A 21,310-nucleotide genomic window follows, 5' to 3' on the forward strand; every position below is an offset into this window, starting at 1 on the left:
GTGCACCTTACATGAGAATTGTCTTACAAAGAGTAAAGTCTGCTAAAGTTTCTTTTGATAAAGAAGAACATGCTATTCAAAAAGGTTTCTGTTTACTAGTTGGTGTTGGCAAGGATTCAACAAAAGAGGATGCTGAGGTGCTCGCAAGAAAGATAGCCAATACCAGACTTTTTGAAGATGAAAATGGTAAAATGAATCTGAACATACAAGCCGTGTCGGGTGAAATTCTTTCGATTTCGCAATTCACGTTGTATGCAGATGTACATAAGGGCAATCGCCCTAGCTTTATGAACGCAATGTCGCCAGAAGAGGCTAATTCGTTATATGAATATTTTAATGAATCTCTAAGTCAATATGATATCCCTGTTCAAACAGGTGCGTTTGGGCAAGATATGACTGTTGATATCGTCAATGATGGTCCAGTAACAATCATATTTGAAAGTCAGGATGGCAAAGTAAAATGAAAAAACTACTCGCATGGTTTAAGAAAAAAAGATTAAAACCAGTACCTGTTTTACTTCTCGCTTTAGCGTTTTTACTCGGTTTAATACTGTTAGCGATCTTAGGGTTTTATCATCTTAAAAATGATGACCGACTTTCTTTAAAAGAAGATGCTGAAATTAGATCAGGTCCTGGCGCACAATACCCAGAGCTTTATCAAATTAAAAAAGGCGAAGCCTATGAAATTATAGGTAAAAAAGGTAAATGGGTTGAAGTTAAATCTGGTGATGATAAACGTAAAGGTTGGATAGCAGGTTGGCATACGGATTTAGGTATTAAAGAAGACGTTAATCCGAATGAACATCCTTTGAAAGGTAAAACCATTGTCTTAGATCCAGGTCATGGTGGTGGTGACCAAGGTGCAGCAAGTAGTACGAAAGCACATAGTTTAGAAAAGACAATCACACTTAAAACAGCACAAGAACTTAAGAAACTACTTGAAAAAGAAGGCGCTAAAGTAGAGCTTACGCGTGAAGAGGATAAGTTTGTAAGCCTTGAGGAACGTAAAGTTGACGGTGATGCGTACTTAAGTATACATAATGACGCACTTAAGTCACCTAAAGCTAACGGCGCGACTGTATATTGGTACCATGAACAACAAGAAATTCTTGCTGAAACTCTGAACCAATCGATTCAGAAAAAAGCAGTTCTAAGTAACCGTGGTGCGCGTCAACAAAACTTCCAAGTATTAAGACAAACAGAAACACCAGCTGTTTTACTTGAGCTTGGCTATATTAGTAATCCTACCGATGAAGAAATGATTAATGATAAATTACACCGTCACGTTGTTGAACATGCAGTTGTAGATGGCTTAAAATATTACTTTATGGAATAGGTACTTGCAACTTATTCAAAAAGCAGTTATGATTGTAATTAATTACAGACATGAACCGTTAATATTCTTGCATGTTAAATAGTGATAGCTAAAGAGACGTTCATCCGTGGCTGAAAGATAACGCAAATTCCTATTTAATTTATGGAACACAAGAAGAGGTGTCTTATTAAAAAGTAAGGCCGTTCAACGTACGTTACACGTTACGAGTGAGTAATCATTTGATTACTAATTAGGGTGGCAACACGGAAATTTCGTCCCTTACATAGTTAAGTACTATGTAAGGGGCTTTTTTTATTGCATGAAACTCAAACTCGAAGTTTAAAATTCTTAGTTTTTAAACGTTTTTGCTAAATGACAACTTTAATTATCTAATTTCCTAACAGCTGACTCCTAGGGGAGTAGCGTGCGTCCGGAGACTACAGGCTCCGGCCACGCCTCAGGAAAGCATGCTGTTAAGGAAATTAGGGTGAATTAAATACTTTAACTACTAAGAGATGAATAATCGCACTTACTTATAATCACATTAAGGAGATGACCGATATGATACGTATCCCTAGAGGTACTCAAGATATCTTGCCTACAGAAACAAAGAAATGGCGTTACATCGAAAATAAATTAGATGAACTCATGACATATTACAATTATAAAGAAATTCGTACACCGATTTTTGAAAGTACAGAATTGTTCGCACGCGGTGTTGGTGATTCTACTGATGTTGTGCAAAAGGAAATGTATACATTCAAAGATAAAGGTGACAGAAGTTTAACACTTCGTCCTGAAGGTACAGCTGCAGTTGTTCGTAGCTTTATCGAAAATAAAATGCAAGGTGAACCTAATCAACCAATCAAATTATATTACAATGGGCCAATGTTTCGTTATGAACGTAAACAAAAAGGGCGTTACCGTCAGTTTACGCAATTCGGTGTTGAAGCTATTGGTGCTGAGAATCCAAGTATTGATGCTGAAGTGTTATCTCTAGTGATGCATGTTTACCAAGCATTTGGTTTAAAGAAACTTAAGCTTGTTATCAATAGTATTGGTGATATGGAATCTCGTAAAGAGTATTACGAAGCTTTACAAGCTCACTTTAAGCCAGTGATTCACGAATTTTGTAGCGATTGTCAAAATCGTATTGATTCTAACCCAATGCGTATCTTGGATTGTAAAGTAGACCGTAATCATGAAGCTGTTCAAAACGCACCAAAGATTACAGATTACTTAAATGATTATTCAAAAGCGTATTACCAAAAGGTTAAGGAATTACTCGATGTGCTTGAAATCCCTTATGAAGAAGATCCGAATTTAGTTCGAGGATTAGATTATTATACGCACACAGCATTCGAACTCATGATGGATAACGAAGCTTATGACGGTGCTATTACAACGTTATGTGGTGGCGGTCGTTATAATGGTCTACTCGAGCTACTTGACGGACCTAAGGAAACAGGTATTGGTTTCGCGTTAAGTATCGAGCGTTTACTACTTGCGCTTGAAGAAGAAGGTATTGAACTACCTGTAGATGATGAATTTGACTTATTCATCGCGACGATGGGTGAACGTGCTGATACTTATGCAGTAAAACTATTAGACGCATGTCGCAAAAATAATATTAAAGCAGATAAAGATTATCTTTCTCGTAAGTTAAAAGGCCAAATGAAACAAGCGGATCGCTTAAACGCTACTTATACAATTGTACTAGGTGATCAAGAGCTTGATAACGATGAAGTTAACCTTAAGACTATGGAAACAGGCGAGCAACAATCTATTAAACTTTCAGAGCTCGTATCGCATTTAAAATAAGGAGTGTTATTAATGTCAAAACGTACAACATATTGTGGTTTAGTTACAGAATCACTATTAGATAAAGAAGTAACTTTAAAAGGTTGGGTGCATAACCGTCGTGACTTAGGTGGTTTAATCTTCATTGACTTACGTGACCGTGAAGGTTATGTACAGACAGTATTTAACCCTGACTTTTCAAAAGAGGCATTAGAAATTGCGGAAACGATTCGTTCAGAATACGTTGTTGAAGTTCAAGGTATCGTTAAAAAGCGTGACCCTGAAACAATCAACCCTAAAATTAAAACAGGTAACGTAGAAGTACGAGTTTCTTCAATTAAAGTTATCAATAAATCTCAAACACCACCATTTGCGATTAATGAAGACAATTTAAATGTAGATGAAAACCTTCGTCTAAAATATCGTTATTTAGATTTACGTCGTGAAGGTTTAGCGAACACAATGAAGATGCGTTCACAGATTACGCGCTCTTTCCGTAATTATTTAGATGACAATGGATTCTTCGACGTTGAAACGCCAATTCTTACGAAATCAACACCAGAAGGTGCACGTGACTATTTAGTACCATCTCGTGTACATGACGGTGAGTTTTACGCATTACCTCAATCACCGCAGTTATTTAAACAATTGTTAATGATTAGTGGTCTTGATCGCTATTATCAAATCGTAAAATGTTTCCGTGACGAAGACTTACGTGCTGACCGTCAACCTGAATTTACGCAAGTCGATATCGAAATGAGCTTCGTTGATCAAGAAGACGTGATTCAAATGGGTGAAGAGATGCTGCAACAAGTTGTTAAAGACGTGAAAGGTAAAGACATTACGACACCATTCCCACGTATGACATATGATGAAGCAATGGCACGCTATGGTTCAGATAAACCTGATACACGCTTTGGTATGGAACTTCAAGATGTGTCAGAGCTTGGTGAAATTATGGACTTTAAAGTATTCAAAGGTGCTGTTGAAAGCGGCGGCCAAGTTAAAGCTATCGTAGTCGAAGATGCTGCGAAAGATTACACGCGTAAAGATATCGATGCGTTAACAGAGTTCGTTAACATTTATGGCGCTAAAGGTTTAGCATGGGTCAAAGTAGTAGATGATGGCTTAAGTGGACCGATTGCACGTTTCTTTGAGGACCCCCACGTTGAAAAGCTTCAAGCTTTAACAAACGCGAAATCAGGAGACTTAGTACTCTTTGTTGCTGACCAAAAAGATGTAGTAGCTCAAAGTTTAGGTGCGCTACGTACGAAACTTGCGAAAGAACGTGAACTTTACGACCCAGAACAATTAAACTTCTTATGGGTAACGGATTGGCCATTATTTGAATATGACGATGAAGAACATCGTTATGTAGCTGCGCACCATCCATTCACAGCGCCAAAAGATGAAGACTTAGATAAACTATCTTCAAATCCTGAGGACGCTCAAGCAAAAGCCTATGACGTTGTATTAAATGGTTATGAGCTAGGTGGCGGTTCTATCAGAATTCATGATGGTGATATCCAATCACAAATGTTTAAAGCATTAGGCTTTTCAGAAGAGGAAGCACAAAAACAATTCGGATTCTTACTAGAAGCATTTAAATACGGTGCACCACCACATGGCGGTATCGCTTTAGGTTTAGACCGTTTAGTGATGTTATTATCAGGTCGTTCTAACTTACGTGACACAATCGCATTCCCTAAAACAGCGTCAGCATCTTGCTTATTAACAGATGCACCTGGTGAAGTTTCAGAACGTCAATTAGATGAGTTATCACTTCGCATTAAACAATAAACGTTAAACTTGCCAATACGTAAAATTATGGTATTATATAAGTATAAGATAGCCGTCTGAAGTGTTCGTAAGTTCGCTTTATGTATTTTGACCTAACACTCTCTGATCAGGGAGCCCAATAGGTTTTCTTACGGCGCAAACGCCTCTATAGGAGGACTTGCAAACTAAGAAACAGGGCACCCACCTGTATTTAGCAGGCCAAAATGATCAAGCACTTATAAAACTACGGCACTATGGATTCTATCGGTACGCAAGGCATTTATTGTCTTGCGTATTTTTTTAGGCTATAAACTGAAACGTGTTAAAGGAGTCTGTTCAATGAAACACCAATTTTCAAGAAATGAGTTGGCCTATGGTAGCGAAGGCCTCGATAAGCTAAAGGAACAAACAGTTGCGATACTTGGTGTAGGCGGTGTGGGTTCTTTTGCTGCTGAAGCGCTCGCGAGAACAAATATCGGCCATATCATATTAATAGATAAAGATGATGTAGATATCACAAACGTCAATCGCCAAATTCATGCGTTAACTACGACAATCGGTCAAAGTAAAGTTAACCTTATGGAAGAGCGAATTAAATTAATTAATCCAGAATGTAAAGTGACTTCACTTCATATGTTTTATACTGAAGAGACGTATGAGGACTTCTTCCAAGATTTTGATATCGATTATATTGTGGACGCTAGTGACACGATTATGTATAAAGTGCACTTAATGAAAGAATGTATCCGTCGTGATATCAAGATGATTTCAAGCATGGGTGCTGCGAACAAGACTGATCCAACCCGCTTTGAAATTGCTGATATTTCTAAGACACATACCGATCCTATGGCAAAGATTATCCGTCAGAAACTCAAGAAGGATGGTATTAAGAAGGGTGTTAAAGTTGTATTCTCTGATGAGAGTCCGATCGTTATTCGTGAGGACGTCAACGAAGTTGTGGGTGATAAGAATGCGCCTACCCGAAAAGCCCAAATGCCACCGTCTTCAAATGCATTCGTACCAAGTACAGTAGGATTAATTTGTGCAAGTTATGTCGTAAATGATATTTTAAAAGATATTCCAGTACGCCGTGTTAAAGACGGAAAAGGTTGAACGATTATTGATAAAGAAATAGACGTGAGCACATTGTGAATAGCGTGTCTCACGTCTTTAAGTTTATGGTATGGATTTGTGGTTATGGGTTGAATTTAAGGTTGTGGTAAGGTTTTAAGTTACAGGAAATGATCTTAGTTAATGGTATAGATTAGTGGTTATGGATTTAATTTAAGATTGTGGTAAAGATTTGAGCTAATGTTTATGGCATTGATGTGTCTTTAGGAAATGGCATCGTTTTAAGATTTATTTTTTAAATTATCATAAATTGTCTTAAATTGATGTTCACTTTTAGATGTGTCTTTTGGTTGATAATATGAACGGTGCTTTAACTTGTCTGGTAAATATTGTTGAGGCACGAAGCCATTATCATAATTATGCGGATATTTGTAGCCAATAGCACGACCTAAATCTTTCGCTCCTTTGTAATGACCGTCTTTAAGGTGATCTGGAATTTGGCCGATGAGGCCTTTTCTAATATCAGATAAAGCAGCATCGATTGACTTAATCGCCGAATTTGATTTAGGTGACAGACTAAGTTCGATAACCGCCTGACTGAGCGGGATTCGCGCTTCTGGAAAGCCGAGACGCTCTGCTGATTCTATCGCAGCGAGTGTACGTTGTGCGGCACCAGGTGAAGCAAGTCCTACATCTTCGTAACTGATGACGAGTAAACGTCTCGCAATCGTTGGTAAATCGCCAGCCTCGATTAAGCGGCCTAGGTAATGGAGCGCAGCGTCAACATCGCTACCTCTAATGGACTTTTGAAAAGCACTCATCACATCATAATGATGATCGCCATCCTTATCACTAACAATAGCACTCTTCTGAAGACAATCTTTCGCGTCAGATAACGTTACATGTCGACAGCCATCATCATCAGTATCAGCTGATAACACGGAAAGTTCGAGTGCGTTAAGAGCACTACGCACGTCACCTTGGCTACTTGTCATAAAGTACGTTAACGCATCGTCGTCTACTTTAGGGTTATAATTTTTAAGTCCCTTGTCGGAATCCTCTAAAGCACGATTGAGTGCAACACGAACGTCATCCTCATCTAGTGGATAAAGCTCGAATATTTGAGCACGCGAACGAATGGCTGGGTTTATCGCGTGGTAAGGGTTCGAAGTTGTCGCACCGATGAGCACGATTTTACCGTCTTCTAAGTGAGGTAGCAAGAAGTCTTGCTTTGCTTTATCAAGTCGATGAATCTCATCAAGTAATAAGATAACTTGGCCTGACATTTTAGCCTCATCCACAACCATCTGCATGTCTTTTTTAGTATTGGTAACAGCATTTAACTGTCTAAATTTAAATTTGGAACTACCCGCAATGGCTTTAGCGATACTCGTCTTACCGATACCTGGCGGGCCGAAAAATATCATAGATGATAGACGTTTGGTCTCAACCATACGTCGGATGATACCTTTCTTTCCCACAAGATGGCCTTGTGAAATAATATCGTCTATCGTTTCTGGTCGCATTCTAGATGCTAATGGTTCATTCGTCACTTTATGTCACACCTTTCTAACTATTATCTTAACGTAAAAAATGATAAAATGTGAATGAATCGTATTAAGAAGAATTAAGAGAGGGTAAAATATGAAAATTTCTACAAAAGGGCGTTATGGCTTAACACTTATGATTTCTTTAGCCAAAAAAGAAGGCTCAGGTTGTGTGTCTTTAAAAACGATCGCTGAAGAAAATGGCTTAAGTGATTTATATTTAGAACAACTTGTGGGCCCACTGCGTAACGCAGGTTTAATAAAAAGTGTTAGAGGCGCAAAGGGTGGCTACCAATTACGTACGCCAGCAGAAGAAATTACAGCTGGTGATATTATACGCTTACTTGAAGGTCCAATTACAATTGTTGAAGGTATTGAATCAGAGCCACCTGCGCAACAACAACTTTGGCTACGTATGCGTGATGCTGTCAAAGAAGTTTTAGATGAAACTACTTTGAAATACCTCGCTAACTATCAAGAAAAAGACGCATTAGAAGGGTATATGTTTTACATTTAAAATAATGTAAATATTTTACAAATAATTTATATAATGCGCGCGTGAATTGATGTTTAACAACTCTCTTTTAAGGTTATTGACAAGTAAAACCTTGAAAGGAGAATGTGAGATGTCTGAAGAAAACAATCAGTTCGAGCAAACTAAAGGTAACGTTAAAGAAACGATCGGTAATATGACGAATAATAAAGATTTAGAGAATGAAGGTAAAGAAGATAAAACGTCTGGTAAAGCTAAAGAAGTTGTAAACGATGTGAAAGATAAAGCACATGATGTTATTGATAACTTCAAAAGCGACAAATAATTATCAACTATAGAATTTAACGAAAGGCTGATTAACTATGAATAAAGAACAATTCGATAAAATTAAAGATACAGCGGAAGACGCTTATAACAAATACCAAGAGTACCAAAACAAAAATGGTGAGAATAACGAAAACAACGATAACGACAATAACGATAATAATGAAAATAATGAAAAGAGCGGCGGCAACTTCATGGATCAAGCTAAAGACGCTATCGATAAATTCACTGGCGACAAATCATAAGTATTTACGAAGCTACAACGATGTACATGCGTTGTAGCTTTTAGTCTGTTAAAGGGTTGGATTTGGGTTGGATTTGGCTTGGAATTGTTGGTGGTTTATCATGAAAATTGTAACGTGATAAACGGAGGCCCTGGGTTTATCAAGAAAGTTGTTATGTGATAAACGGAGGCCCTTGGTTTATCAAGAAAGTTAGAACGTGATAAACGGAGGGGCTTGGTTTATCAAGAAAGTTAGAACGTGATAAACGGAGGGGCTTGGTTTATCAAGAAAAGTAGAACGTGATAAACGGAGGGGCTTGGTTTATCAAGAAAGTTGAAACGTGATAAACGGGAGGCCTTAGTTTATCAAGAAAGTTAGAACGTGATAAACGGAGGGGCTTGGTTTATCAAGAAAGTTGAAACGCGATAAATGAAGGCCCTTGGTTTATCAAGAAAAGTAGAACGTGATAAACGGGAGGCTTTGGTTTATCAAGAAAGTTGAAACGTGATAAACGGAGGGCTTATACCTTCATTTACAAGAAATCGAAAACGTGTAAATGAAAGGGCTCTTCATTTACAAGAAATCGAAAACGTGTAAATGAAAGGGCTCTAAATTTACAAGAAATCAGAAACGTGTAAACCAAGGCCCTTTAAAATTACAAGAAATCAGAAACGTGTAAATTAAGGGCCTTCAAATTTACAAGAAATCGAAAACGTGTAAATGAAAGGGCTCTAAATTTACAAGAAATCGAAAACGTGTAAATGAAAGGGCTCTAAATTTACAAGACTTCAAAAACGAGTAAACCAAGGGCCTCCAAATTTACAAGAAATTGAAAACGTGTAAACCTAGAGCCATCAAATTTACAAGAAATCGAAAACGTGTAAATCAAGGGCCTCCAAATTCAAAAGACTTCGAGAACGTGTAAAACAAGCCCCCCTCTAAAAATTGTACATACTTATCTTATCACTTATGTACATTCTAAATTAGCATTTACAGTAAACCCCAGCAGCACATAATTCTCTCTCATATGGACCCAAAGAAGCAATGGCTTCTTTGCCCCGATTATAACCAGAAATATCAAAGGAACAACACCCAATACCGCTAAATATCCATAAAAAAGGACCAAAGAAGCGACGGCTTCTTTGACCCTCATTTAATTCAACAAATTATGATTCTAAAGCTTCCTTAAGCAGTTTGTAAGAGTAATGTTGTTTGTCTTCATCATATATATAGCTTACTGCGATTAACTCATCGAATTCACCATAAGTTTCTTCGAATGCTTCTAACTGTTTCTTAACGGTTTCTTTAGAACCGACTAACGATTGTTGCATACGTGTTTTAGCAAGTTCATACTCTCTTGGCGTTAGAATTGCTTCTAAGTCTTCTACAGGTGGTTGAACGGGTTGAAGTTTACCGCGAATGATACTAATCATAACTTGAGCTTGTGTAGTAGCTAGATATTGAGCTTCTTCATCCGTATCAGCTACGATAGCGTTTAAACATACCATCATATAAGGCTCGTCAAGTACATCAGATGGTTCGAATAAGCGTTTGTAAATATCCATTGCTTCTTTCATTTGTTGTGGCGCGAAATGACCAGCGAATACATACGGTAGGCCTTTTCGGGCAGCAAGATGAGCAGAATCTGTAGATGAACCAAGAATATATAAAGGCACTTCTTTCTCAGGTGCTGGATAAGCGCGAACATGTGGTTGTTGAGATGACGGACCGAAGTACATGCGTAACGATTCAACCTCATCAGGGAACTGATGAACGCCTGCATGTTGATCGCGACGTAGAGCACTAGCCGTCATCATATCCGTACCTGGTGCGCGACCTAAACCTAAATCAATACGGTCGCCGAAAATCGTAGCTAACGTACCAAACTGTTCTGCAACGACTAAAGGTGCATGGTTAGGTAACATGATACCACCTGAACCAACGCGAATTGATTTCGTATGATGAAGGGTATGTTGGATGAGTAGCGATGTCGCCGTACTCACTAAGTGAGGCATATTATGATGTTCTGCAATCCAGTAACGCTGATAACCTAAATCTTCTACGTGTTGCGCTAAGCGAATAAGTTCATCTATCGCTTCTTTATCACTATGGCCTTCACGTATCGGCGCTAAGTTTAATGCAGACAATTTTTTAGCTTGAGCCATTTAAATTCCTCCCTCATTAATCGTATATCAATTATATCAATTACCTTACACCTTCTTAATCTAATTGCTCAAAAGCATTTTGAAGGGGGCACCTATTATCAAATGTTCAAAGACCCTTTTAATGGAAGGGTTGCACCGATAATCAAATATTCAAAGGCATTCGAAGGGGGCCACCTACAATCAAATGTTCAAAGGGCCTTTCATCGAGAGTTTAGCACCGATATCAATTATTCAAAGGGCTTTTCAACGAGAAGTCAGCACCGACAATCAATTGCTCAAAGGGCTTTTCAAGGAGGGGTTTGCACCGACAATCTGCAACCTTTAGAATAGTGGTGTGTGAAGAAAACGTTACGGTTAGGTTTAAGACCTAGAAGTTTTGATAAATAAGTGCTATCATAGGAACATTGATTATCAACGAATCTATGTGAAAAGCCACCATTAAGTGGTATTGAACGTTAAAAGAAGGGAAGTTCTCAAATGCAAGTTTATGCTGATTACGCTGCAACAACGCCAGTTAAACCGGAAGTCATCGATAAAATGACAGAGATTTATAAGCATCACTATGGCAATCCTTCATCGATTCATAGTATCGGGCGTGATGCGAGAAAGTTCTTAGACGAATCACGTCGCACGGTTGCAAAGCATTTAAATGCGAATCCTGAGCAGGTGATCTTCACAAGTGGTGCCACGGAATCTAACAATACGGCGATTCGCGGCATGGCTTATAAGCGTGCTTCAGAAGGTAAGCACCTCATTACGACTAAAATGGAACATCATGCTGTCTTGCACGTGTTTGAAGCACTTGAAAAGGAAGGCTTTGAGGTAACGTATCTCGATGTAACGAAAGAAGGTATCGTTAATCTAGACCAGCTACGTGAAGCGTTACGTGAAGATACGACACTTGTGTCAATTATGCTTGTTAATAATGAAGTCGGTACAGTGCAACCCATATTTGATATAGAAATGATCCTACAAGACTCGAACGCCCAACTTCATGTTGACGCTGTTCAAGCTGTCGGTCACATGCCAGTAGAATTTAATGAACTCGCGATAGATGCCTTAAGTATTACGGCTCATAAGTTTGGCGGACCTAAAGGTGTTGGTGTCTTACTTGTTAAGAAGGATACGGATTTAACATTTAGTCAACTTGGCGGTGAACAAGAAACTAAGCGCCGTGCTGGTACTGAGAATCTAGCTCAAATTGTTGGTATGGCAGAAGCTTTAAAATTAGCGGATGATAATCGCGATCAACACAATATTCATTTGATGTCTTTAAAAGAAACATTCCTCGTACAGCTTCAAGAACGCGCAGTTCCATTTGAAGTGAACGGTTCTATGGTTGATACGACGGGTCATATCGTTAATTTATACTTGCCATTTATGGACGTTGAAACGCTTCTAACGTTACTCGACATGGCGAATATTTATGTGTCATCAGGCTCAGCATGTACTGCTGGTTCAACAAAACCGTCTCACGTATTAAACGCGATGTATGGTGAAGATGACCGTGTTTATCGTTCAGTACGATTTAGTTTCGGTTCAGAAACTACAGAAGTAGAAGTTAAGACCATTGCGGCTGAATTACAGAAGATTTATCACAGATTTAAGGAGGACTAGAAATTGAGTAATCAAGACATTCGAGTTGTGGTCGGAATGTCAGGTGGTGTAGATAGTTCCGTAACAGCTCAAATTTTAAAAGAACAAGGCTATGACGTCATCGGTATCTTTATGAAGAACTGGGACGACACTGATGAGAACGGTGTATGTACAGCGACTGAAGATTACAATGACGTGATTGCAGTTTGTAACCAAATCGGTATCCCATACTATGCGGTCAATTTTGAAAAGCAATATTGGGATAAAGTATTCACGTATTTCTTAGACGAATATAAGAAAGGTCGTACACCAAACCCAGACGTCATGTGTAATAAAGAAATTAAATTTAAGGCATTTCTCGAACATGCACTTAAATTAGGTGCTGACTATGTGGCGACAGGTCACTATGCGCGTGTACGTCGCGATAATGGTAAAGTCGAAATGTTACGTGGTGTCGATCAAAACAAAGACCAAACGTATTTCTTAAACCAACTTACACATGAACAATTATCTAAAGTAATGTTCCCGTTAGGCGAAATGGAGAAAAGCGAAGTTCGTGAAATCGCGCTAGATCGTGGTCTCGCAACAGCTAAAAAGAAAGACTCTACAGGAATCTGCTTCATAGGTGAACGTAACTTTAAAGACTTCCTTTCACAATACCTACCAGCTCAACCTGGTAACATGGTGACTTTAGATGGTGAAGTTAAAGGTAAACATACTGGTTTAATGTATTATACGATTGGCCAGCGTCATGGTTTAGGTATCGGCGGTGACGGTGATCCATGGTTCGTCGTAGGAAAGAATCTTGATGATAACGTTTTATATGTTGAACAAGGATTCCATCATGATGCGCTATATAGTGATTATCTGATTGCTTCAGACGTTTCATTTGTAAATCCAATCAATCTAGACGAACCGTTAACATGTACGGCTAAATTTAGATATCGTCAGAAAGATACGAAAGTGACCGTTACGAAAGAATCCGAAGATGCGATTCGCGTGACATTCGATACTCCAGTTCGTGCCATTACACCAGGTCAAGCAGTTGTGTTATACGACGGTGAAGTGTGCTTAGGTGGCGCAACAATCGATGACGTCTATAAAAACTCAGGTCAATTAAGTTACGTTGTATAACGTTAGGCTTAGGCATAGAGATGTGTCTAGACCTCCATTTATTTAAAGCGATTTCTTTCAGCAAAATGAAATTCAATAACATTTCTATTATAATAGAAGAAAAAGATGAGGAGCTAAAACACTATGACACGTCAAGAAGAGATCTATGACTTAATCAAAAAGGGTCAATATGAGCAAGCACTTAGCGCACTTTTTGAGAATATCGAACAATCTCCTGAAGAAGTTGAAAACTATATCAATGCAGGTGTACTTTTAGCTGAAGCCAATCAAGTTGACAAAGCAGAACGCTTCTTCCAACGTGCGATAACGTTAAAGCCAGAACATGGCGCAACGTACTATAATCTTGCGAACATGTATTACAATCAAGGTCGCTATAAAGAAGCGATTAAATTGTATCAACTTGCGAGCCAGAAAGGCTTTGATTCAGTTGACACAAATTATATGATTGGCATGTCATTCAATCAGCTTGAGGCATTTAACGAAGCGATGCCATTCTTAATGCGTGCTGCCGAACTTGATCCTAAGGACACTGAAGTACAGTTTCAATACGGTTTAGTTTTATGCCATTTAGAGATGTTTGAAGAGGCCATCAAACAGCTTAATCATGTACTTGAAGTCGATCCGAAACACGTTGACGCAAGCTACAATTTAGGACTTGCTACTTATATGGCGCATGAGGACACAGATGGTGCGATTGCTTCCTTTGAAAAGGCCATTGAAATCGACCCGGGTCATTTACTAAGTCAACATGCTTTAAAGACGTTTAAAGGTATTAAAGAGGAGGAGTAGGAAATGTCAGAACCTACATTGTTTGATTATTCCATCATCAAAGGTACGGTTGAAATCGTTCTTTTCCAGAATAAGGAAAATTTCTATACGGTATTAAAAGTAGATAAAATTGAATCAAACGAAGACTTTGATGATTCACCGACGATTGTAGGTTTCTTTCCGAATATCCAAGAAGGCGATACATACACGTTTAAAGGTCAAATTGTCGAACACCCGAAGTATGGTAAGCAGCTAAAAACAGAAACGTTTGAAAAGGAAATGCCTCAAACCAAAGACGCTATCATTAATTATTTATCGAGTGACTTATTTAAAGGTATAGGTAAAAAGACAGCTACTACGATTGTCGAAACACTTGGTGAAAATGCGATTAATGATATCCTTAACGATAAAACGGTGCTAGATCAGGTACCACGCTTAAATAAGAAGAAAAAAGATCAAATTGCTGAACAAATCCAAAGTAACCAAGAAACTGAAAAAATTATGATTCAGCTTCATGATTTAGGCTTTGGTGCAAAGCTTGCGATGGCGATTTATCAAGTATATTTCGGTGATACGTTAGATGTTATTAATAAGGAACCGTATCGACTCGTATATGATGTAAAGGGCATAGGGTTTAATAAAGCTGACCAGTTAGCGACTAAAATTGGCATTGCTTTTAACGATGATGAACGGATTAAAGCAGGATTGCTCTACGTCTTAGAGGAACAATGCGTTAAGGAAGGTCATACGTATTTAACGATTGAAACGCTTACTCAAGAAGCGCTGAAAATCTTAAGTCGTAGTGATGAAGAAGCCATACAATCAGATCAGTTAGAAAATATGATTGAGCAACTTAGCGAGGAACGTAAACTCATCAAAGATAATGGTGTCGTATCAATTCCAAGTCTATATTACTCTGAGCTTAAAAGTGCGCAAAATATCTTCCGCACTGTGACGCATGACCACCAATTTAAGACGATTGAACAGTCCGATTTGCAACTTCGAATCGGTGAAATTGAAGAACATAACAATGTTACTTATGCGAAGTCTCAACGTGAGGCTTTAGAGACTGCAATGAATTCGAAAGTCATGCTATTAACAGGTGGTCCTGGTACGGGTAAGACAACGGTAATCAAAGGAATTGTTGAACTTTATGCAGAGGTGCACGGAATTTCACTAGATTATGATGATTATCAAGAGGACGACTATCCCGTCGTTCTAGCTGCTCCGACTGGACGTGCGTCAAAGCGTCTTTACGAATCGACAGGTTTAGAAGCGATGACCATTCATCGACTTATAGGTTGGAGTCAAGATACGAAACCTGAAGATATTCTAGATAATGAAATTAACGCGAAATTGATTATTATTGATGAAATGTCGATGGTAGATACATGGTTGTTCCACCAATTTATGAGCGCTGTGCCAATAGACGCCCAAGTCATTCTTGTCGGGGATGAAGACCAATTGCCTTCAGTAGGGCCCGGGCAAGTCTTCAAGGACTTGATTGACGCGAATGTGTTAAAGCGTATTAACCTTACCGAAGTATATCGACAACAAGACGGTTCAAGTATTATCCAACTTGCGCATCAAATTAAGCATAAGGCGCCGGTTGATGTTACTGCGCGTTTCCATGACCGTAGTTTTATTCCATGTGATACAAGTCAGATTGCTGACGTCGTTGAGAAGATTGTGAAGAACGCCGTTACTAAAGGTTACGATATGACAGATATCCAAGTATTAGCTCCGATGTATCGTGGTAATGCAGGGATCAAACGTCTGAACCAAGTACTGCAGAACATTTTAAATCCGCTTGAAGATGATAAGCGTCAAATTGAGTTTGGCGATGTTCTTTTTCGAAAAGGCGATAAAGTCTTGCAACTCGTTAATCGTCCGAATGATAATATCTTTAACGGTGATATCGGCGAAATTATTGGTGTCTTTTGGGCAAAAGAGAATGCTTTAAATAAAGACGTCCTTATCGTCGACTTTGATGGCAATGAAATCACATTTACGAAGCAAGATATGATGGAGTTGACCCATGCGTATTGTACATCCATTCATAAAGCTCAAGGGTCTGAATTTCCGATTGTCATAATGCCAATGGTTAAACAATACTTTAGAATGTTGCAACGACCGATATTATATACTGGTCTCACGCGAGCTAAGCAGTCGTTAGTATTCTTAGGTGATCCGAGTGCTTTCGAACTAGGACTTAATACGGAAGGGCAAATGCGCATGACGCGCTTGAAATCGTATCTTGAGGCATATTTCGATGGTAAGAGCGTCAATGAAGTTGAAGTGGAATCGAAAGATAAGGTTCAGTCTTCACCTGATTCAAAAGACAATCAAAGTGTACGAAATGAAACTGAGGATGAACCCTCTAGTGAAGATGAAGCTTTAATTACGCTTTCTGAATCGACGATATATCATATTAACCCTATGATTAATATGGGTGACATCACGCCATATGACTTCTTAGAAATTGACAATGAAGCTTAATATCTTTTATAATTTAATTAAATTAACGATAAAGATGAGTAAATAATCTTGTGCTTTTCAGAGACATACTGGTTGGTGTAAAGTATGACACAAATTATTGAACGCTACTTTATTTGATAACCGAAATACGCATTTAGAGTGATGATGATAAATCATAATTAGGGTGGTACCGCGAAGCATTCGTCCCTTTGATAGGACGGGTGTTTTTTTATTTTATGAGGAGTGATTGTTATGAAAAAGCTTAAGGCAAGTGACATTAGGCAAAGTTATATTGATTTCTTTAAAGAAAAGGGACATATGGTCGAACCTTCTCAACCATTAGTGCCTATCGATGATGATACATTATTATGGATTAACTCAGGTGTAGCGACATTGAAGAAATACTTTGATGGTCGTGAAACACCGAAGCAACCAAGAATTGTGAATGCTCAAAAAGCAATTCGTACAAATGATATTGAGAACGTTGGCTTCACTGCAAGACATCATACGTTCTTTGAGATGTTAGGTAATTTCTCTATTGGCGATTACTTTAAGAAGGAAGCGATTGAGTTTGCTTGGGAATTCTTAACAAGCGATAAGTGGATGGCAATGGAACCAGAACGCCTTTATGTAACGATTCATCCTGAAGATACGGAAGCTTATAAATTATGGCATGAAGACATCGGTTTAGAAGAAAGTAGAATTATTCGTATTGAAGGTAACTTCTGGGATATCGGTGAAGGTCCATCAGGTCCTAACACTGAAATTTTCTATGACCGTGGATCTGAATATGGTCAAGATGATCCTGAAGAAGAAATGTACCCAGGTGGCGAGAATGAACGTTATCTTGAGGTATGGAACCTTGTATTTAGTGAGTTCAACCATAATAAAGACCATAGTTACACACCTCTACCAAGTCAAAACATTGATACTGGTATGGGTCTTGAACGTATGGCATCTATTTCTCAAGATGTGCGTACGAACTATGAAACGGATTTATTTGTTCCTATAATTAAAGAAGTTGAGAACGTTTCAGGTAAAACGTATTTAAAAGATGAAACACAGGACGTGGCTTTTAAAGTAATTGCAGACCACATTCGAACAATTTCGTTCGCGATTTCAGATGGCGCATTACCAGCCAACGAGGGACGCGGATACGTACTACGCCGCTTATTGCGTCGTGCTGTGAGATTCAGTCAAACACTAGATATCAACGAGCCGTTTATGTATGCATTAGTTGATACAGTGGCTGAAATTATGGAACCATATTACCCTAACGTCAAAGAAAAATCTGATTTCATTAAACGTGTGATTAAATCAGAAGAAGAGCGTTTCCATGAGACATTAGAAGAAGGTTTATCTATCTTAAATCAATTTATGAAAGATGCGAAATCTAACAACAATGAAATTAACGGTAAAGATGCCTTTAAACTATATGACACTTACGGCTTTCCAATTGAGTTAACTGAAGAAATTGCTTCTAATGAAGGCTTATCAATTGATATGGCAACGTTTGATACTGAAATGGATAAGCAAAAAACGCGCGCGAGAGAGGCACGTCAAGCTTCACAATCAATGCAAGTTCAAAGTGAAGTACTTGGACAAATTGATACCGAAAGCAAGTTTGTTGGTTATGATGTGATGGATACGACGACTACAATAACTGACTTAATTAAAGATGGTGAACGTGTTGATAGTGTTGAAGCGGGCGACGAAGTTCACTTTATACTAAAAGAAACGCCGTTCTATGCGGTAAGTGGTGGTCAGGTAGCTGATAAAGGTACTGTTTCAAATGAGACATTTGAGATTGAGGTTACTGAAGTTATTAAGGCACCTAATGGTCAGAATTTACACACAGGTAAAGTTAAGTTTGGTGAGCCATCAATTCATCAAAATGTTGAAGCGTCTGTTAACCATGTTGAACGCCAAGATATTAAGAAGAATCACAGTGCAACGCATTTACTTCATGCTGCTTTAAAAGAAGTCTTAGGCGATCACGTTAACCAAGCTGGTTCACTTGTAGAAAGTACGCGTTTACGCTTTGACTTCTCTCACTTTGGCGCTATGACAGATGACGAAATTAAGCAAGTTGAGCAACGTGTAAACGAGGAAATTTGGAATAACTTACATGTTTCTATTGAAGAGATGCCAATTGAAGAAGCTAAGGCTAAAGGAGCGATGGCACTATTCGGTGAGAAATATGGTGATGTCGTAAGAGTTGTAGATATGGGGCCATTCTCTATTGAGCTATGCGGTGGTATTCATGTCACGAATACTTCAGAAATCGGTTTATTTAAGATTGTATCTGAATCGGGTACGGGCGCTGGTGTTCGTCGTATTGAAGCCTTAACTGGTAAAGAAGCATTCCGATACCTTGAAACAATTCAAAACCATTTCAACGACGTGAAGGCCTCCGTTAAAGCCAAAACTGATGATCAAGTGCTTCAAAAAGTAACGGAGCTTCAAAGTAAGGAAAAAGAACTTGCTAAAACGTTAGAACAACGAAACAAAGAAATTACGAAGCTTAAGATGGGTAATGTTGAAGATCAAGTTGAAACGATTAATGGAATTAAAGTCATTGCCACTGAAGTAGAGGTTTCAAATCCAAAAGAAATTCGTTCAACGATGGATGATTTTAAATCTAAATTACAAGATACTGTTATCATTTTAATTAGTGATGTAGGCGGTAAAGTATCAATGATTGCGACAGTTCCTAAGGACTTAACTCAAACGATTAAAGCTGGCGACATTATTAAGGAAATGGCCCCTGTTGTTGATGGTAAAGGCGGCGGCCGACCTGACATGGCGCAAGGTGGCGGAACGAATCCTGATAAAATAACAGACGCGTTACAATTCATTAAAAACTACATTAAATCACTATAAGTTCTGAAACACATCGTGTAGAATGTAATTAAAGGATTTATCTATTAAGGAGTGTTGAAGATGAACAATTTCGATAAAACAATGAAATTTAGTTATGAAGATATCCCAACAGAAGATGTAAAATCTGTATTAGACAACGTCAATAAAACTTTAGAAGAACGTGGCTACAATGCTGTAAACCAAATCGTTGGTTACTTACTTTCAGGAGACCCTGCTTACATTCCTCGTCATAATGAAGCAAGAAACCAAATTAGACGCATTGACCGTGATGATATTATGGAAGAGCTTGTATCTTCATATCTAGAGCAAAATAAAAAGTCATAATATGTTAAAACATAAAATTATAGGATTAGACGTTGGAAGTAAGACTGTCGGAATTGCCATTAGTGATCTAATGGGATGGACAGCACAAGGGCTAGATACACTCCGAATTAATGAAGATAAAGGCGAGCTTGGTATTGATCGACTCGTTGAAATTATTAATAAAGAAGACGTAGGTTCTGTTGTTATTGGTTTACCTAAGAACATGAACAATTCTATTGGATTTAGAGGCGAAGCATCGTTACAATATAAAGAGAAGTTAGCAGAAGCATGTCCTAACTTAGAACTGATAATGTGGGATGAACGCCTAAGTACTATGGCAGCTGAGCGCTCATTATTAGAAGCAGATGTTTCAAGACAAAAAAGAAAGAAAGTAATTGATAAAATGGCCGCAGTGTTTATCCTTCAAGGCTATTTAGATTCTTTAAATTAAGGAGCGTAATACTATGACAGAACAAAATAATCAAGATGCAAATTTAGAAATTAACGAGAAAGAGGAACTTTTAACATTATTTGATGAAGATGGTAACGAAGTTCTTTATCGTAAAGTATTAGAATTTTATCACCCTGAATTCAAAAAAGATTATGTGATCTTAGCTGAAGAAGGTGCATCTGGTGATGAGGATGACTTAGTTGAGTTAATTCCGATGATTAACGAACCAGATGAATCAGGTGACGGTGGTAAATTCTTACCAGTTGAAACTGATGAAGAGTGGGACATGATTGAAGAAGTTGTTCATACAAATTTAGATGAACCAGAAGAATAATTCATTAAAGTTGAGCGCGATACTTACGTATCGCGTTCTTTTTTGAGGTTAAAAGATAAAAATAGAATAATATTTTACATAAAAGAAATATTGTGTATACTTAAATTAAAAGTTAGAAGCGCATTGTTTTTACGTTATACTCAGGGCCTTTTACGAAAAGAACGTAAGAAGTTCTAAACTAGAATTTACATCAGGAGTAGTTATTCACCATGAAAAAATTCTTAATTTTTATAATTAGTATTATTGTTATTGGCGTGATATTAAGTTTCAGCTTGAGGCATTTCAATCATTTTGTCGATAGATTAAATCCGCTCGAACCAAGGACAAAAAGTTACGCTAAAGTACCTCATACAACACAAGAAGAGATGAAAAAATTGTCTGATAAAGCACTCATGAACTTACAAGACTATCGAAACATCAATATCTATGATGAAAAAGGTATTGAACGCACATATCATCTAGATTTTGAAGGCCATGATCCGCTAGGAACATATGTGGTTATTGATCATAAAGGACTGTGGGTTTTTAGCATAGAATACATAGATAAGCATACATTTAAGCATCAAACAGGTAAGGAATAAAAAAGTTTACAACTAAGGTGAGGACATCATGAAAAGATTACTAATAACTGATTCACTTAAGAGG

The 21,310-nt window shown here is 38.0% G+C and carries 19 protein-coding genes and 1 other RNA gene; 18 read left to right on the forward strand and 2 right to left on the reverse strand.

The features are described from left to right. The first annotated feature begins 11 nt into the window (after positions 1-11). The 6 genes from dtd (at position 12) to ACF3N8_RS07385 (ending at position 6,007) form a co-directional block, all read left to right on the forward strand. Positions 12-464 carry a D-aminoacyl-tRNA deacylase gene (dtd, locus tag ACF3N8_RS07360; protein WP_009382658.1) on the forward strand — a complete coding sequence of 151 codons (453 nt, stop codon included), beginning with the start codon at positions 12-14 and terminating at the stop codon, positions 462-464. Then, on the forward strand, positions 461-1,336 hold the full coding sequence (locus tag ACF3N8_RS07365; RefSeq protein WP_392449794.1) for an N-acetylmuramoyl-L-alanine amidase: 876 nt from the start codon (positions 461-463) through the stop codon (positions 1,334-1,336). The genes dtd and ACF3N8_RS07365 overlap by 4 nt, the downstream gene beginning before the upstream one ends. Before the next feature lie 540 nt (positions 1,337-1,876). Then, positions 1,877-3,136, forward strand: coding sequence for a histidine--tRNA ligase (gene hisS, locus ACF3N8_RS07370; protein ID WP_009382656.1), 1,260 nt, complete (start codon positions 1,877-1,879; stop codon positions 3,134-3,136). 12 nt (positions 3,137-3,148) lie between these two features. After that, positions 3,149-4,915 carry an aspartate--tRNA ligase gene (gene aspS / locus ACF3N8_RS07375; RefSeq protein ID WP_238100809.1) on the forward strand — a complete coding sequence of 589 codons (1,767 nt, stop codon included), beginning with the start codon at positions 3,149-3,151 and terminating at the stop codon, positions 4,913-4,915. Between the two features lie 50 nt (positions 4,916-4,965). Beyond that, positions 4,966-5,159: non-coding RNA, 6S RNA (gene ssrS / locus ACF3N8_RS07380), on the forward strand. Between the two features lie 74 nt (positions 5,160-5,233). After that, complete coding sequence (locus ACF3N8_RS07385; protein WP_238093363.1) at positions 5,234-6,007, forward strand: ThiF family adenylyltransferase; 774 nt, start codon at positions 5,234-5,236, stop codon at positions 6,005-6,007. A 239-nt stretch (positions 6,008-6,246) separates the two neighbouring features. On the opposite strand, the gene ACF3N8_RS07390 is transcribed toward ACF3N8_RS07385, so the two are convergent. Beyond that, on the reverse strand, positions 6,247-7,518 hold the full coding sequence (locus ACF3N8_RS07390) for a replication-associated recombination protein A (RefSeq protein WP_009382653.1): 1,272 nt from the start codon (positions 7,516-7,518) through the stop codon (positions 6,247-6,249). Positions 7,519-7,609: 91 nt separating this feature from the next. Between ACF3N8_RS07390 and cymR the strand changes: the two genes are divergently transcribed. The 3 genes from cymR (at position 7,610) to ACF3N8_RS07405 (ending at position 8,574) form a co-directional block, all read left to right on the forward strand. Beyond that, positions 7,610-8,029, forward strand: a complete 420-nt coding sequence (gene cymR / locus ACF3N8_RS07395; protein ID WP_009382651.1) for a cysteine metabolism transcriptional regulator CymR — start codon at positions 7,610-7,612, stop codon at positions 8,027-8,029. A gap of 109 nt (positions 8,030-8,138) precedes the next feature. After that, positions 8,139-8,330 carry a CsbD family protein gene (locus ACF3N8_RS07400; RefSeq protein WP_009382649.1) on the forward strand — a complete coding sequence of 64 codons (192 nt, stop codon included), beginning with the start codon at positions 8,139-8,141 and terminating at the stop codon, positions 8,328-8,330. A gap of 37 nt (positions 8,331-8,367) precedes the next feature. Then, on the forward strand, positions 8,368-8,574 hold the full coding sequence (locus ACF3N8_RS07405; protein WP_009382647.1) for a hypothetical protein: 207 nt from the start codon (positions 8,368-8,370) through the stop codon (positions 8,572-8,574). Positions 8,575-9,719: 1,145 nt separating this feature from the next. Here ACF3N8_RS07405 and ACF3N8_RS07410 read toward each other — a convergent pair. Continuing rightward, entirely contained in the window at positions 9,720-10,718 is a 999-nt protein-coding gene (locus ACF3N8_RS07410) for an LLM class flavin-dependent oxidoreductase (protein WP_009382645.1), read from the reverse strand. 477 nt (positions 10,719-11,195) lie between these two features. Between ACF3N8_RS07410 and ACF3N8_RS07415 the strand changes: the two genes are divergently transcribed. The 9 genes from ACF3N8_RS07415 (at position 11,196) to ACF3N8_RS07455 (ending at position 21,246) form a co-directional block, all read left to right on the forward strand. After that, a complete protein-coding gene (locus ACF3N8_RS07415; RefSeq protein WP_392449795.1) occupies positions 11,196-12,335 on the forward strand; it encodes a cysteine desulfurase family protein in 1,140 nt (379 codons plus the stop codon). Positions 12,336-12,338: 3 nt separating this feature from the next. Further along, a complete protein-coding gene (gene mnmA, locus ACF3N8_RS07420) occupies positions 12,339-13,448 on the forward strand; it encodes a tRNA 2-thiouridine(34) synthase MnmA (protein WP_238093368.1) in 1,110 nt (369 codons plus the stop codon). 123 nt (positions 13,449-13,571) lie between these two features. Beyond that, positions 13,572-14,237: a lipopolysaccharide assembly protein LapB gene (locus ACF3N8_RS07425; RefSeq protein ID WP_238093369.1), complete on the forward strand. Its 666-nt coding sequence runs from the start codon at positions 13,572-13,574 to the stop codon at positions 14,235-14,237. 3 nt (positions 14,238-14,240) lie between these two features. Further along, positions 14,241-16,715: an ATP-dependent RecD-like DNA helicase gene (locus ACF3N8_RS07430; protein ID WP_238093371.1), complete on the forward strand. Its 2,475-nt coding sequence runs from the start codon at positions 14,241-14,243 to the stop codon at positions 16,713-16,715. A gap of 231 nt (positions 16,716-16,946) precedes the next feature. Then, positions 16,947-19,577: an alanine--tRNA ligase gene (gene alaS / locus ACF3N8_RS07435; protein WP_238101944.1), complete on the forward strand. Its 2,631-nt coding sequence runs from the start codon at positions 16,947-16,949 to the stop codon at positions 19,575-19,577. Between the two features lie 60 nt (positions 19,578-19,637). Further along, on the forward strand, positions 19,638-19,901 hold the full coding sequence (locus ACF3N8_RS07440; protein WP_238093373.1) for an IreB family regulatory phosphoprotein: 264 nt from the start codon (positions 19,638-19,640) through the stop codon (positions 19,899-19,901). 1 nt (position 19,902) lies between these two features. Continuing rightward, positions 19,903-20,331 (forward strand): Holliday junction resolvase RuvX, encoded by a 429-nt coding sequence (gene ruvX, locus ACF3N8_RS07445; RefSeq protein ID WP_238093374.1) that lies wholly within the window; start codon positions 19,903-19,905, stop codon positions 20,329-20,331. 13 nt (positions 20,332-20,344) lie between these two features. Next, positions 20,345-20,665 (forward strand): DUF1292 domain-containing protein, encoded by a 321-nt coding sequence (locus ACF3N8_RS07450; protein WP_009382635.1) that lies wholly within the window; start codon positions 20,345-20,347, stop codon positions 20,663-20,665. 209 nt (positions 20,666-20,874) lie between these two features. After that, on the forward strand, positions 20,875-21,246 hold the full coding sequence (locus ACF3N8_RS07455; RefSeq protein WP_238100805.1) for a hypothetical protein: 372 nt from the start codon (positions 20,875-20,877) through the stop codon (positions 21,244-21,246). Positions 21,247-21,310: the final 64 nt, after the last annotated feature.

Origin of the sequence: Staphylococcus massiliensis, assembly GCF_043186315.1 — a bacterium.
Taxonomy (GTDB): domain Bacteria; phylum Bacillota; class Bacilli; order Staphylococcales; family Staphylococcaceae; genus Staphylococcus; species Staphylococcus massiliensis.